The organism is Staphylococcus simulans, from assembly GCF_002902285.1.
Lineage (GTDB): Bacteria > Bacillota > Bacilli > Staphylococcales > Staphylococcaceae > Staphylococcus > Staphylococcus simulans.
Genome location: NZ_PPRU01000053.1, coordinates 1 through 13978, shown reverse-complemented (window position 1 = coordinate 13978; position 13978 = coordinate 1). Strand labels below are relative to the sequence as shown.

The 13978-nt window shown below is 34.1% G+C and carries 16 protein-coding genes and 1 riboswitch; of the genes, 12 read left to right on the top strand and 4 right to left on the bottom strand.

The annotated features are described in order from the left end of the window. Positions 1 to 14 precede the first annotated feature (14 nt). Positions 15 to 824 (bottom strand): pyrroline-5-carboxylate reductase, encoded by an 810-nt coding sequence (proC, locus tag CD112_RS11680; RefSeq protein ID WP_002481001.1) that lies wholly within the window; start codon positions 822 to 824, stop codon positions 15 to 17. A gap of 133 nt (positions 825 to 957) precedes the next feature. Here proC and CD112_RS11675 point away from each other — a divergent pair, with 133 nt between their 5' ends. Further along, a complete protein-coding gene (locus CD112_RS11675) occupies positions 958 to 1719 on the top strand; it encodes an SDR family NAD(P)-dependent oxidoreductase (RefSeq protein WP_002481000.1) in 762 nt (253 codons plus the stop codon). Positions 1720 to 1828: 109 nt separating this feature from the next. Here CD112_RS11675 and CD112_RS11670 read toward each other — a convergent pair whose 3' ends face one another. Then, positions 1829 to 2737, bottom strand: a complete 909-nt coding sequence (locus CD112_RS11670) for an aldo/keto reductase (protein WP_002480999.1) — start codon at positions 2735 to 2737, stop codon at positions 1829 to 1831. Positions 2738 to 2822: 85 nt separating this feature from the next. Between CD112_RS11670 and CD112_RS11665 the strand changes: the two genes are divergently transcribed. The 3 genes from CD112_RS11665 to xerD all read left to right on the top strand — a co-directional run bounded on the left by CD112_RS11665 (position 2823) and on the right by xerD (position 4845). Continuing rightward, positions 2823 to 3365 carry an NUDIX hydrolase gene (locus tag CD112_RS11665; protein WP_023015176.1) on the top strand — a complete coding sequence of 181 codons (543 nt, stop codon included), beginning with the start codon at positions 2823 to 2825 and terminating at the stop codon, positions 3363 to 3365. A gap of 105 nt (positions 3366 to 3470) precedes the next feature. Continuing rightward, positions 3471 to 3923 (top strand): ferric iron uptake transcriptional regulator, encoded by a 453-nt coding sequence (gene fur / locus CD112_RS11660; RefSeq protein WP_002480997.1) that lies wholly within the window; start codon positions 3471 to 3473, stop codon positions 3921 to 3923. A 22-nt stretch (positions 3924 to 3945) separates the two neighbouring features. Then, entirely contained in the window at positions 3946 to 4845 is a 900-nt protein-coding gene (gene xerD, locus CD112_RS11655) for a site-specific tyrosine recombinase XerD (protein ID WP_002480996.1), read from the top strand. Between the two features lie 23 nt (positions 4846 to 4868). On the opposite strand, the gene CD112_RS11650 is transcribed toward xerD, so the two are convergent. Beyond that, positions 4869 to 5381 carry a DUF309 domain-containing protein gene (locus CD112_RS11650; RefSeq protein ID WP_103364365.1) on the bottom strand — a complete coding sequence of 171 codons (513 nt, stop codon included), beginning with the start codon at positions 5379 to 5381 and terminating at the stop codon, positions 4869 to 4871. A 102-nt stretch (positions 5382 to 5483) separates the two neighbouring features. On the opposite strand from CD112_RS11650, the gene CD112_RS11645 reads away from it, so the two are divergent. The 6 genes from CD112_RS11645 (at position 5484) to CD112_RS11620 (ending at position 11119) form a co-directional block, all read left to right on the top strand. Further along, positions 5484 to 6215: a segregation and condensation protein A gene (locus CD112_RS11645; protein WP_023015178.1), complete on the top strand. Its 732-nt coding sequence runs from the start codon at positions 5484 to 5486 to the stop codon at positions 6213 to 6215. Next, a complete protein-coding gene (gene scpB, locus CD112_RS11640) occupies positions 6205 to 6753 on the top strand; it encodes an SMC-Scp complex subunit ScpB (RefSeq protein WP_103364364.1) in 549 nt (182 codons plus the stop codon). The genes CD112_RS11645 and scpB overlap by 11 nt, the downstream gene beginning before the upstream one ends. Then, on the top strand, positions 6746 to 7480 hold the full coding sequence (locus CD112_RS11635; protein WP_023015179.1) for a pseudouridine synthase: 735 nt from the start codon (positions 6746 to 6748) through the stop codon (positions 7478 to 7480). The genes scpB and CD112_RS11635 overlap by 8 nt, the downstream gene beginning before the upstream one ends. A gap of 319 nt (positions 7481 to 7799) precedes the next feature. Continuing rightward, the gene (locus CD112_RS11630; protein WP_002480991.1) at positions 7800 to 8522 is read left to right on the top strand and encodes a response regulator; all 723 of its coding nucleotides are present in this window, start codon (positions 7800 to 7802) and stop codon (positions 8520 to 8522) included. Beyond that, entirely contained in the window at positions 8506 to 10263 is a 1758-nt protein-coding gene (locus CD112_RS11625) for an ATP-binding protein (RefSeq protein WP_023015180.1), read from the top strand. The genes CD112_RS11630 and CD112_RS11625 overlap by 17 nt, the downstream gene beginning before the upstream one ends. A gap of 112 nt (positions 10264 to 10375) precedes the next feature. Next, positions 10376 to 10511, top strand: a riboswitch (FMN riboswitch). Between the two features lie 59 nt (positions 10512 to 10570). Next, the gene (locus CD112_RS11620; protein WP_002480989.1) at positions 10571 to 11119 is read left to right on the top strand and encodes an ECF transporter S component; all 549 of its coding nucleotides are present in this window, start codon (positions 10571 to 10573) and stop codon (positions 11117 to 11119) included. A 116-nt stretch (positions 11120 to 11235) separates the two neighbouring features. Here the strand turns inward: CD112_RS11620 and CD112_RS11615 are convergent, their stop codons facing one another. Beyond that, positions 11236 to 11484, bottom strand: a complete 249-nt coding sequence (locus tag CD112_RS11615; protein WP_002480988.1) for a ferredoxin — start codon at positions 11482 to 11484, stop codon at positions 11236 to 11238. A gap of 98 nt (positions 11485 to 11582) precedes the next feature. On the opposite strand from CD112_RS11615, the gene CD112_RS11610 reads away from it, so the two are divergent. Beyond that, on the top strand, positions 11583 to 12539 hold the full coding sequence (locus tag CD112_RS11610; RefSeq protein ID WP_082709475.1) for a helix-turn-helix domain-containing protein: 957 nt from the start codon (positions 11583 to 11585) through the stop codon (positions 12537 to 12539). Continuing rightward, on the top strand, positions 12539 to 13915 hold the full coding sequence (locus tag CD112_RS11605; protein WP_103364363.1) for a RecQ family ATP-dependent DNA helicase: 1377 nt from the start codon (positions 12539 to 12541) through the stop codon (positions 13913 to 13915). Before CD112_RS11610 ends, CD112_RS11605 begins: the two co-directional genes overlap by 1 nt. Positions 13916 to 13978: the final 63 nt, after the last annotated feature.

Genomic DNA, 13978 nt, shown 5'->3' with positions numbered 1-13978 from the left:
TTATCAATTTTAACTTATTCGTCGTTCGATAACTCTTTACTTCTTTTTACTGCCGCATTGAAGCAATCTTCGAAAATACTTTCAATATCGTGTTGAGCTAAAGCATCTAAGCCTGCTTGCGTCGTTCCACCTTTAGAAGTCACGTTTTGTCTTAATTGTTCCATACTTAAATCAGAACGCTCAATCATTTTTCCAGTTCCGATTATCAAGTTACGTATAGATTCTTCAACTTCTTCTTTATCTAAACCAAGTCTGACACCCGCTTCTACATATTGTTCAAACACATGATACAAGAAAGCAGGGCCGCTGCCAGTAATCGCAGTGACTTGATGCAACGCATCTTCTTGAACTTCAATTTCTGAACCAAACGCATGGACAATATCAATAACTTGTTTTCTATCTTCTTGCTTATAGTTTTCTGAGAAACTGATACCTGTGACTGAATGACCGACTTGTGCGTTCGTATTAGGCATAATACGTGCAATTGGGTTATCATGGTCAAGTTGTTTTCTGATATACTGTATCGAGATACCAGCCATGATGGAAATAAATCTATTTTTATCTGTAATATATGGACGGATTCTATCAGCTAATGCTTCAAAATCATAGGGTTTCGTTCCTAAAAAGACAAAGTCAGCATCTGCTAATAATGCGGCGTCATCATAACTATAATTAACGCCTAATTCGTCAGCATAGCCTTTTAAGACCGCTTCATTAGAACGGTTTGTAATATAAATATCATTAGGATCGATTACTTCAGATGCAATTATTCCTGCAAAAATAGCATGAGCCATGTTGCCTGAACCATAGAATACAATTTTCATATTTTGAATAGCACTCCCTATATTTTGATAATTGATACACTTATCATAGCAATATCAATCATTTTGCACAACAATGTTAATTTGAGGCTATAATTTCAACGGATATACAACTCATACAGAGCGGAGGATTATAATGCAACAGATAATAGGAAAGCATTTTATCGTAACAGGAGGCACGAGTGGACTTGGCTATGCACTTACGCAACAACTTTTAGCCAAAGGTGCTCATGTGACTTTACTAGTAAGAAACATAGAAAAATTTAATGAAACACATTTTCCAGTCAATCAACACTTATTAGATTCAAAGTATTGTGATTTAAATGATGCAACAGATATTCATCAACTCACATTTTCAAAACCAATCGATGGATTTATACATAGTGCAGGGTTGGGATATTTTAAACCTATACTGCAACATAGTGAACAGGAAATGATAGAAACGTATACCATTAATGTCCTTCATTTCAACTTATTATTATCTCAACTTGCACCTTATTTTACACAACATCCTTTTATAGTCGGTGTCAGTAGTTTAGCAGCTTTTTCTACCCAAACAGCAAGTGGTCACTACGCAGCGAGTAAAGCAGGATTTAATCAAGTATTAAACACATTAAGATTGGAACAGCCAGATTATCAAGTAACAGTAGTAAATGCAGGACCGATACGTACACCATTTCATGCTAAAGCAGATCCTACACTAAATTATGCTGCACAAGTTGATAAGTTTATGTTAGATCCAAATGTACTAGCGAGAGATATCATTTCTGCGATGTTAAAAGGAAAGGCTGAAGTTAATCGCCCTAAATGGTTGCACAAACTTTTGAAAATCTATCAATTATCACCAAGAACACTTGAAAGGTTGGCACCGCAATTATTTAATAATAAAAACTCATAATAAAAAGACTTGTCATATCCGTCCAAAATAGTTCTCAGTAACAACGTGACGTTATTTTGAGGAGATGACAAGTCTTATTCATTTATATTCCTATTTATGATTTAGTGGTTTAGTTGAGATGATTTGTATAATGTAAATCTTTCACGCGTTCTTTTGCGGCATGTAAACGTGTTAAATCCACATGTGTTTGATAATTCTTCACGTTTTCTTCTAGTTGTTCAACACTACTAGCACCTGCCACAATTGAACCTAAAACGTCTTGTGTTAATAAGTAATTGAAAGTGAGTGCTGATAAATTATTTTCAATTTCTTTAAGCGATGCGACTGTACTGCCAAGTTCTTGATAACTATAATCAAAAATACCATCCGCAAATTTTTGGTCTAACGCTGTATTGCTTTCAGCTGTCAGTAACCCTTTAAATAATGGTCCACGCGCGAGCATTTTAACACCTTTTTGATGTGCTTGTTGAATTAAATCTTCAGGACGATTATCAATCAAATTATACTGTGCCATCCAAGTGTCAATTTGACTGTGCTCTAAATAATATTTAATAACATTAGGGCGAATAGAAGAGATACCATAGGCACGAATTAATCCTTCTTGTTTTAATTCGTCAAAAGCACTGATTGTTTCATCAAGCGGATCTTCAATTGTTCCGCCATGTAATTGATATAAATCTATTTGATCGACACCTAAGTTTTTTAATGATTGTTTGACACTTTCTTTGATGTGTTTCTTAGAAGGATCCCAAAATGTCGTACCATCTGGTTGAAGGTGATTACCGACTTTGGTTCCGATAACGATATCTTCTGAGTTTTGATACGGTTTCAAAATTTCTCCTACTAACTTTTCATTGATGCCTTTGTCATACATGTCTGCTGTATCAAAATATGTTATTCCTAATTCAATGGCACGTTCGATAATGGCTTGTGCATGTTTCTTTTCTGTACCAAGACTCATACACCCTAAACCTAATTCAGAAATCTCTAAACCGCTATTCAAAACATTCTTTTGCATGTTGTGACTCCTTTCGATACACTTTAATTGTCTAACACTGCTAGTTTATCAGTATTTCAATATAGTTAAAAGGAACGTGATTCAAATGGATTTAACAGAGAAAACATTAAATAAACAAACTATCTACAAAGGTAAAATTATTGAAGTAGATGTAGATGAAGTACAATTACCAAATGGCAAGACTTCAAAACGTGAAATTGTTAATCACACAGGTGCAGTTGCAGTATGTGCATTAACTAACGAAAACAAAGTAGTTTTCGTTAAACAATATCGTAAACCGATTGAACAAGTATTGTTAGAAATCCCAGCAGGCAAGTTAGAAAAAGGGGAAGAACCAAAATCAGCAGCTTTACGAGAATTAGAGGAAGAAACAGGTTATAAAGCGAATAGTTTAGAATTGATTGCTGATATTTATACCTCTCCTGGATTCGCAAATGAGAAAATCGCTATTTATTTCACTGACGATTTAGTAAAAGGCGAGGTCCATCTAGACCCAGATGAATTTGTTGAACAAGTAGAGTTGAGTCTCGATGAAATCAATGATTTAGTACAAAATCATAAAATTGAAGATGCCAAAACTTTAATCGCGTTACAACACGTATTATCACATTATAATCATTCTAAATAACAAATGAGAATGTGTTGCAATTTGCCTCAAATACTGGTAATTTATAGATGAGTCATTAAGTTACATTACAATGATAATAATTATTAGTAGAGGAGTGAGGCTTCCGTGGAAGAACGTTTAAAACGCGTGAAGCAACAGTTACAAAAATCATCCTACAAATTAACTCCACAACGTGAAGCAACGTTAAGAGTGCTTATTGAAAACGAAGAAGATCATCTCAGTGCAGAAGATGTCTATTTAAAAGTAAAAGACAAAGCACCAGAAATTGGTTTAGCAACTGTCTATCGTACTTTAGAACTGCTTGCTGAACTTAAAATCGTCGATAAAATCAACTTTGGCGATGGCGTTTCACGTTTCGACTTGAAAAAAGAAGGCGAAAAGCACTTCCATCACCATCTTGTATGTATGGAATGTGGTAAAGTTGAAGAAATTGTCGAAGACTTATTGCCAAAAGTCGAAGAAAGAGTAGAATCTGAATTTCATTTCAAAATTTTAGACCACCGTTTGACATTTCATGGTATTTGTCGTGAGTGCCAACAAAAGAAAAAAGAGAGTTAGTTTAGGTTAGAAGGTGAACGGATTGGAAACGAATTTTCAAAATATTATTGAGGAATATTTAAAGTTCATCCAAATTGAAAAAGGTTTAAGTGTTAACACCATTGGGGCCTATCGTCGTGATTTAAATAAATATAAAGCCTATTTAGAATTAAAAAAGGTTAAACATATAGATTTTATTGATAGAGAAACGATTCAACAATGTTTAGGATATTTACACGATGAGGGTCATTCCGCAAAATCAATCGCACGCTTTATCTCCACTGTTCGAAGCTTCCATCAATTTGCGCTCAGAGAACGCTATGCCGCAAAAGACCCGACAGTTTTAATTGAAACTCCGAAATATGAACGCAGATTACCAGATGTGTTAGATGTCGATGATGTTTTAGCGTTGTTAGAAACGCCGAATTTAGGGAAAAACAACGGCTATCGTGACAGAACTATTCTAGAGTTGCTTTATGCAACGGGCATGCGTGTAACAGAGTTGATTCATGTCAGAGTCGAGGATGTCAATCTGATTATGGGCTTTGTCCGCGTATTCGGTAAAGGAAGCAAAGAGCGGATTATCCCTTTAGGTGAAACGGTGATTGATTATTTGAAAAAGTATATCGAAACTGTTCGTCCGCAATTATTAAAGCGTACAGTTACGGACGTACTCTTTTTAAATATGCACGGCAAACCTTTATCACGACAAGGAATATGGAAACTCATTAAACAATATGGTGTCCAAGCCAATATATCTAAAAAGCTGACCCCCCATTCATTACGTCATTCATTTGCGACACATTTACTAGAAAATGGGGCAGATTTAAGAGCAGTTCAAGAGATGTTAGGACATTCTGATATTTCAACTACACAACTTTATACGCATGTTTCGAAATCTCAAATCAGAAAAATGTACAACGAATTCCACCCACGTGCATGAGCCATGATCATTTGGTTCATGCACTATTTTTTATGTTTCAATTGGTTTTGTTTTAATGCTTCTAATCTTGCTTGTTCAACTTCATGACGATCTCTTAACAAGTGATGGTCGCAGATATAAGGAAGTGTATTAATTTGATGCATGATTGCATAATCAGGATAAATGCGTTTGATTTGTTTTTTCATTGTTGAGAGTAAAGGTAATTCTACTGGTTTAAATAGTAGCTCCTGATTAGTACTTTCAATTAACTCACGTAATAACCTTAGATAACTTCTGCTTTCTAATCCTAATTGATCTAATTTGGCATAATTCGCATGAGCTGCTCGATAAGCACGATTAAATAATGTATGTGCACCTTTATAATTTGCGCGTCTATAGTGATAGCATCCGGTCGCACACAAAATTAAACTCACTACAGCGTCTTGTTTCGTGAAATGAGATTGAGCTTTCCATGCGTCTTCTAAAATATCATGGCACAAAAAATAATGTTGTTTAGTGTGGAACTGATAGTAAAACTCGATTAATGCTTGTTTCATCTGTTAAGCGCTCCTTGTTTCTCGTTTAATTCTTATAATGATTGATGTATAATATTGTACTGAATGACAAATGCGACTTGCAATTAAAGGAGATACAAATGGATGTACGAAGTTAAACTAGATGCTTTTAATGGGCCGCTCGATTTATTATTACACTTGATACATAAATATGAAATTGATATTTATGATATTCCCATGAAAGCTTTAACCGAACAATATATGAATTATATTCATGCGATGAAACAATTAGAAATTAATATTGCAAGTGAATACCTAGTTGTAGCATCAGAGCTGCTTATGATTAAAAGCAAAATGTTATTGCCGCAACAACCAGATCTAGAAGATGAAGACTTAGACGATCCTCGTGAAGATTTAGTAGGAAGATTAATAGAATATCAAAACTACAAAGAATATACTGAATTTCTAAATGAAATGAAAGTTCAAAGGGAACAGTACTATAGTAAACATCCAACTGACTTAAGTCATTTAGAAACTGCAGAATTATGGGATGAAAACCATACGATTGACCTGACTGAATTAATTATGGCGTATCAACGTATCAAGACTAGAGCTTCATTTGACACGCCGAGACAAGTTACTATCCAAAAAGAAACATTTACGATTGAACAAGCGTCAACACAAGTGTCTGAACGTTTGGCAAAAGCAACGTCATTTAATTTCTTCAGTTTGTTCACTTTTAAAGAGACAACAGAGCATGTCGTTACACATTTTCTAGCAATTTTAGAATTGTCTAAATCAGGCATTATTCAAATTACACAAGATAAAGAATTCGCAGACATTAATATAACTCGAGGTGTAAATTATGGCGCTTAAGCAAATCGGAATATTAGAAGGTTTATTATATACAGCAGGGGATGAGGGGTTAGAAATAACTCAGCTGCAAGACATATTAGATATCTCTGAGGAAGAATTGCTTACATTAGTAGCTGACTATGAATCACCCGGACTCATGATTCATCAATATGGAAACACATTAGTTCTGACAACTAAACAAGCATTAGCTGATTATATCGAACAACTTGTGAAGCAACAATCTAATATGAAACTGTCTCAAGCAGCCATGGAAGTCCTTTCAATCATTGCTTACAACCAACCTGTCACAAGAAGTGATATTGAAGTCATACGAGGAATTAATTCTGATGGTGCTGCCAAAACATTGATTGCTAGAGGGTTAATCGAAGCTAAAGATGAAGACAATTCAAGAAGCCAACAATTATATACTACGCCGTTATTCTTAAATGTATTCGGCATGAAAAATATAGATGAATTACCAATGACCGAAGAAGAGGAAGAAGAAATAGAATCATTCTTCAACAATTTAATTAACCAAAAAGGAGATAATAATGAGTAAAGAATTAGAGAGATTACAAAAGCGTATTGCAAATAGCGGTTATACGTCTAGAAGAAAAGCAGAAACATTAATTACAGAAGGTAAAGTTAAAGTGAACGGGGAAACTGTAACTGAATTAGGTACTAAAGTAAAACCTTCAGATAATGTTGAAGTTGAAGGCGTTAAATTAGAACAAGAAGACAAACTTTATATTTTATTCTACAAACCAGCACAAGTTATCACAAGTGTATCTGATGATCGAGGCAGAACAGTCGTAACTGATTATTTCGAAGACTTAGAAACACGTATTTATCCAGTTGGCCGTTTAGACTACGATACATCTGGATTGCTTATCTTAACTAATGATGGCGAGTTTACAAACTTAATGACACATCCTCGTTATAAAATTAAAAAGAAATATGTAGCTAAATTAAAAGGTTATTTGATGCGCGATGAAGTGAAACAACTTGAAAAAGGAATTCAATTAGAAGACGGAAAAACACATCCAGCAGAAGTTAAAATTAAAAATCAAGATAAAGAAAAAAATACAACACTTGTTGAAATTACAATTTCAGAAGGTAGAAATCGACAAGTACGTCGTATGTTCGAACATTTCGGTCATGAAGTAACAAAATTGACGCGTATTGAAATGGGTGGTCTGACATTAAAAGGCTTGAACGCTGGAGAAGGACGTGTCTTAACGCCACATGAAGTAAAAAAACTTCGCAATTTAGCCGCAAATGGTTAAAACTTGTAGCAACAGCATAAAAGTTTGTGAAATTATGCACAAATTATGTTAATCTATTTTTATTCACAAGGTTACAATTAACTTGTTGATATATGCTTATGTTATAATATGCTTTGTAGTGAAAAATCGTCTTTTTTTACAACCTTTATATATAATAAAAATACGAAGACGATACTCAAATTATTAAATCCGAGAAAGTTATGACAGATATTTTATCAATACAGGAAATCATTCATGATGTTTATGATGTTTTAGGACTTGTCTGTCTATCTTATTGGACAACTATTGTTGAATGCTCATATGGGAGGTACATAAAATTATGACAAAAATTCTTGTCGTTGATGATGAAGAAAGAATTCGCAGACTATTAAAATTATATTTAGAACGAGAATCTTTTGATATCGAAGAAGCTCGAGACGGCAAAGAAGCATTAGATTTAGCTTTAAATCATGACTATGCTTGTATCTTGTTAGACTTGATGCTTCCCGAAATCGATGGTATTGAAGTTGCAAACCGTTTGAGAGAGTACAAAGAAACTCCAATCATTATGTTAACTGCAAAAGGGGAAGAAACGAACCGTGTAGAAGGATTTGAATCAGGTGCAGATGATTATATCGTCAAACCATTCTCTCCAAGAGAAGTCGTACTTAGAGTAAAAGCTTTATTACGACGCACGCTAACAGCAACTTCAGATCAAAATGAACCACATGCTAGAGATTTAATAGAATTTAAGCATTTGGTTATTGATAATGATGCACACCGTGTACTTGCAGATGGTACACAAGTCAATTTAACACCTAAAGAATACGAATTATTAATTTTCTTAGCGAAAACACCTAACAAAGTATTCGACCGTGAACAATTATTAAAAGATGTTTGGCATTATGAGTTCTATGGAGACTTGCGTACTGTAGATACTCATGTTAAACGACTCAGAGAAAAATTAAACCGTGTCTCAAAAGATGCAGCTCAAATGATTCAAACTGTATGGGGCGTTGGTTATAAATTTGAGGTCGACAACAACGATGAAACGACTCAATAATGTCGTCATAAAACTGTGGTTAACTATTATTTTAATAGTAACGACAGTTTTAATTTTACTTAGTGCTGCATTAATCACATTCATCCAACAGTATTATACGCAAGATACTGAACATTCTTTAGTCAACGATGCACATCGTATCAGTAATCTGCTAGAGGAGTCAGATAATAAATCATTAGCTATCAAACATAGTAAAATGCTTATCGAAGGCCCAAGCGGTTTGATTATAATGAAAAATAAAAAGGATGAATATTATAACTCACATTCAAAATTCAAAGAACAAATGATGGATGTGATTCAAAAAGATAAAGACTTTGCGCAAGTATTCGACAATAAACAAAAAGCATCTGAACATATTAAAATGACTGTTGATGGTCAAAAACATACGTATGTTTTAGTAGGATATCCAACAAAAGTTGATAACACACATCCTAATGGTGCAGTCTTTATTTACCAAGACCTAAAAAGCATCGATGATACAAATAATGTTATTACCATTATCATACTTGTTACAGCGGTTATTTTCTTAATCGTGACCACTGTATTCGCTTTCTTCTTATCATCACGAATCACAAAACCGCTTCGCCAACTCAGAACCCAAGCAACCGGCGTTTCTAAAGGCAATTATTCTTTAGTGAACGATATTCATACAAAAGATGAAATTGGTGAACTCGCACACTCATTCAACCTGATGAGCAACGAAATCCAACGTCATATTGATGAAATCTCAGCCTCTAAAAATATTAGAGAAAGTTTAATCAATTCGATGGTAGAAGGTGTATTGGGTATTAATGAGAATAGGGAAATCATCCTATCTAACCAACTCGCTCAGCAAATGGAAAATGAGCTTGATGGAGAAAACAAAGCATTATTCGTTGAACAAATGAATAATACTTTCACAGATAAGGAAACTCAGTTTGAAGAATATGAAGTCAATAACCGTTATTATGTGGTAATTATGAGTTATATTGATCAATTCCAACCAAACGGCAGCAGTGGTATTGTCGCAATCATTCGAGATATGACAAATGAACACAAACTGGATCAAATGAAAAAAGACTTTATTGCAACAGTTTCACATGAACTCAGAACACCAATTGCCTTATTGCAAGGTTATACGGAATCAATTGTAGACGGTGTAGTTTCAGAACCTGAAGAAATTAGAGATTCGCTTTCTATTGTCTTAGATGAGACACAACGTTTGAATCGATTAGTCAATGAGTTGTTAAATGTTGCGAGAATGGATGCTGAAGGCTTATCTATTCACAAAGAAGTGCAACCTATCAGCCAATTGCTTGATCGCATGCAGTTGAAATATCGTCAACAAGCAAGTGAATTAGAAATTGATATAGCTCTCGCGCCAGAGACACACAACCAATTATGGTTCTATGATTCGGATCGAATGGAACAAGTACTAACAAACCTAGTCGATAATGCGACAAGATATACTGGTCCTGGAGATTCCATTAAAATCACAACTGGCGAAGATGATAATTACGATATTTTATATATCTCAGATACTGGCAGTGGTATTGCACCTGAACATGTAGAATTAGTTTTCGATAGATTCTATAAAGTAGATGCTTCTAGAAAACGCGGCAAAGAGGGAACAGGACTTGGTCTATTCATCAGTCGTATGATTATTGAAGCACAAGAAGGTACAATTAATTTAACGAGTGAATTAGGTAAAGGCACGACTTTCATTATTAAATTACCAAAACCACATCATCATGAAGCATAATCATTTAACTTGGGCGTTTCGCCCAAGTTTTTTTATTTTCCTAGTTAAGCAATCGGATTGAACTTTTAAGATAAATCGGCTACAATAAATAGGAAAATAAAATATTAATGAAATTCATCTTCGGGGTCGGGTGCAATTCCCAACCGGCAGTAATTTAAGCCTGCGACCTGTATTTATCGATTGATAGATATGGCTGATCTAGTGAGATTCTAGAGCCGACAGTATAGTCTGGATGGGAGAAGATGGAGGGTTTATTTGTTGTGCAATGAAATCCTCCTATTCACGTAGATGAATGGAAGGAGCCTTTATGAATCAACAAAACAACAAACGTTTCATCGTCATAAGTATGTTGAGTGCAATTGCTTTTATTTTGATGTTTATCAAATTTCCTTTACCATTTTTGCCTCCGTACTTAACTTTAGATTTTAGTGATGTACCTGCTTTATTAGCAACCTTTATTTTTGGACCTATAGCAGGCATCATCGTCGAATTGATTAAAAACTTATTGAATTTCTTATTTAACATGGGAGATCCTATTGGGCCTTTAGCAAACTTTGTAGCAGCAGTAAGTTTATTATTAACTGCGTACTATGTCAGCAAAGCAGTTAAAAGCCGCTTCAATATCATCATTGGCCTCATTGTAGGTACAATCGTCATGACATTGGTATTAAGTGTTTTAAACTACTTCGTATTATTACCGCTTTACGGTATGATTATGAACTTAAGCGATGTCATGAAAAACTTAAAAATCATAATAGTATCTGGTATTATACCGTTCAATATTATTAAAGGTATCGTAGTATCTATTGTTTTCTTATTGTTATATAAACGATTAAAGAAAGCACTGCGTTATTAATAACAAACTAAAGAAACCCCCGGAAATATTTTTCCGGGGGATTTTTTAAGACATCATCTGTCTTGTTTTATCAATCTATGTTAAGCGAAGACAGCCAACTGGTCTCACGATTGATACTATTCGAATTTTAATGCATCACCATCAAACGGTTCGTCTGCAATTTTAATAGAATCTGTTGGGCAACCTTCGTCTGCATCTTCTAAGTCTTCGTATAATTCTTCTGGAACAGGCGCTGTCCCTTCATTATCATCTAAGATAACATATGCAATACCTTCATCATCATAATCATAAATGTCAGGTGCTGCAGCACCGCATGCGCCGCAAGCAATGCATGTATCCATATCTACAATCGTATATTTAGCCAATTTACTTCGCCTCCTTCTCTAAAAATGCTACACTGATAACGTAATTTATATTTTAACACCAGTTTATCTTTTTTCAATACTATAAGTCATAGGTGATGATGGATTTGAACGAAATAATTCAATACATAAAAAAACATGCATTTCATTATAAAACTGACAAAAGTATCTACAATATACTGATTGGTGCTAAAACGCATCAAACCTACTTTGATGCATGTAGCCAACAACTTTTATCATTATATCATAGTCAACCTGATTTAAAATATACGTCATTCGAACGAATCTATCATCAGAATAACGAAGATTTATCATCAATTCCGTTAAAAGTTTCAACACGTTATACCTTTGAAAGTATCCAACAGACTTTTCAAGTTTTGCAGTTGTTAATACAAACCATTTCATTCAAACAACATCATACGCTTTCTTTTATACCCGTTTCAGAAATCAGTAAAGTACAAAAGCGAGTAAAAACTATTTATTTTAAGCTTGAAGCACAGCAAAGCTTAGATGCATTTAAAACAGAGATATATCAGCTTTTCGAACTATTAAACCAAGCACAGCCGCGTTCTATATTGCATTATTTCTTACAAGGTTATGATGAAGTCATGTATACGAACCAACAAGTCAGCTTAATCGAAAATTTAAAAATGTCAGAGTTAGCCATCATTAAAATGAATGATTTAGTCGAGATGATGCATTTATTGGAAGATCAAGAGACTTTTCCTACCTTGCACCAAGCTATTATCTTACCTGCGCTTTCTATCAATACTAAAGATACATTAAAGTTAGTAAATAACGGTTTATCGTTAGAAGCAATTGCACAAAAAGAAGGCGTAAAATTAAATACAATTGAAGACCATATCATTGAGCTATATGTTAAAGGATATTTTACTGATTACAGCTTGTATTTGGATAAGGAAGATTTAAATGAATTTAAAACATTTTATATTGACCGCCAAGAAGAACGATTACGAAATTTTAAGGCAGCGTTTCCTAATATGAGCTATTTCGAAATTAAACTTGCGATTACCATATTAGCGAGGGAGGGGATTTGATGCTGGAAGAAGCTTTAAAAAAATGGTTTGGCTTTGATTCATTTAAAGAAGGTCAAAAACCTATTATCGAAAATGTATTGAATCATCAGCACACTTTAGGCATTTTACCTACTGGTAGTGGTAAAAGTTTGTGCTATCAACTGCCGACTTATATTAAACAAAAACCCACACTTATCATTTCTCCTCTAATTTCATTAATGGATGATCAAGTTATGCAGATGCGAAAGAACGGAGAACGTTCTGTCAGTTACATTCACTCTGGTATGAGTTATGAAGAAAAGATGAAGAATTTAAAACAATTGAAATCATCAAAGTTTATCTTTTTAGGTCCTGAATTTATCTTGCATCAAGATAATATTAAATGGATTGATTCGATAGATTTGGGTATGATTGTGCTTGATGAAGCACACTGTATTACAGAGTGGGGTTATGATTTCAGACCGCATTACGCGTTAATTGGCAGGATCACTAAAAAATTTCCAAAAGCGACATTGCTCGCACTGACTGCAACTGCACCATTACATTTACAAGAGGATATAGAAGATATCGTACAGACAAAATTGAAGGTGGTCAAAACCAAAATGAGCAGAGATAATATTATGTTATCTCATCTAAACTTTGAAAATAACGCCGAGAAAAATGAATGGTTAAAATCTTTCATAGAACATTCAGGACCAACTATTATTTATGTATCTTCAAAGAAAAAGTGTAGGGAACTAGCGCAAATGATTTATGATGAAGGTTACCTTACCGGCATATACCATGGTGATTTATCATATCAAGAAAGACAAACTGTACAACAACAATTCATACAAAATAAAATTCCTATGATTGTCGCAACAAGTGCATTTGGCATGGGAATTAACAAATCTGATATCCGCACAGTCATTCATTATCATTTACCGGTCAGCCCTTCAAGTTACCTTCAAGAAATTGGTCGTGCCGGAAGGGATGGACAACTTAGCCAAGCTATCAGTCTTTATCAACCAGACGACTATTTCTTATTAGAAACTATTCTTTTTGCGGATATCATAACTGAAGCTGATATTGATGCATTTGATCAAGGTGCCAACTTACCTGAACAAAAGGCAGAAATTCTTGATGTTTTAGCAACTCAATATACAATCGAACAAATAAAAACGATTTTCTCAATCTCAGAACAACGCAAAAAAGAAGGGTTATTAACCATGATGGGATACAAAAACTTAACAACTTGCAGACGTCATTATTTAATGTCATATTTCGGAGAAACGATCACTCCGACAGAAAAATGTTGTGACAATGATAATACAATTCAACCTATAAATGTATTGAATAAAAAGAAAGTCGCAAGAAAAATGGATTATTTAGAAAAATTAAACCAAATATTTACTTAATATTAATCATTATCCTTTGATTTAATGTTATGGTTAGTGAATAACCACTTACATCCTAGAGAT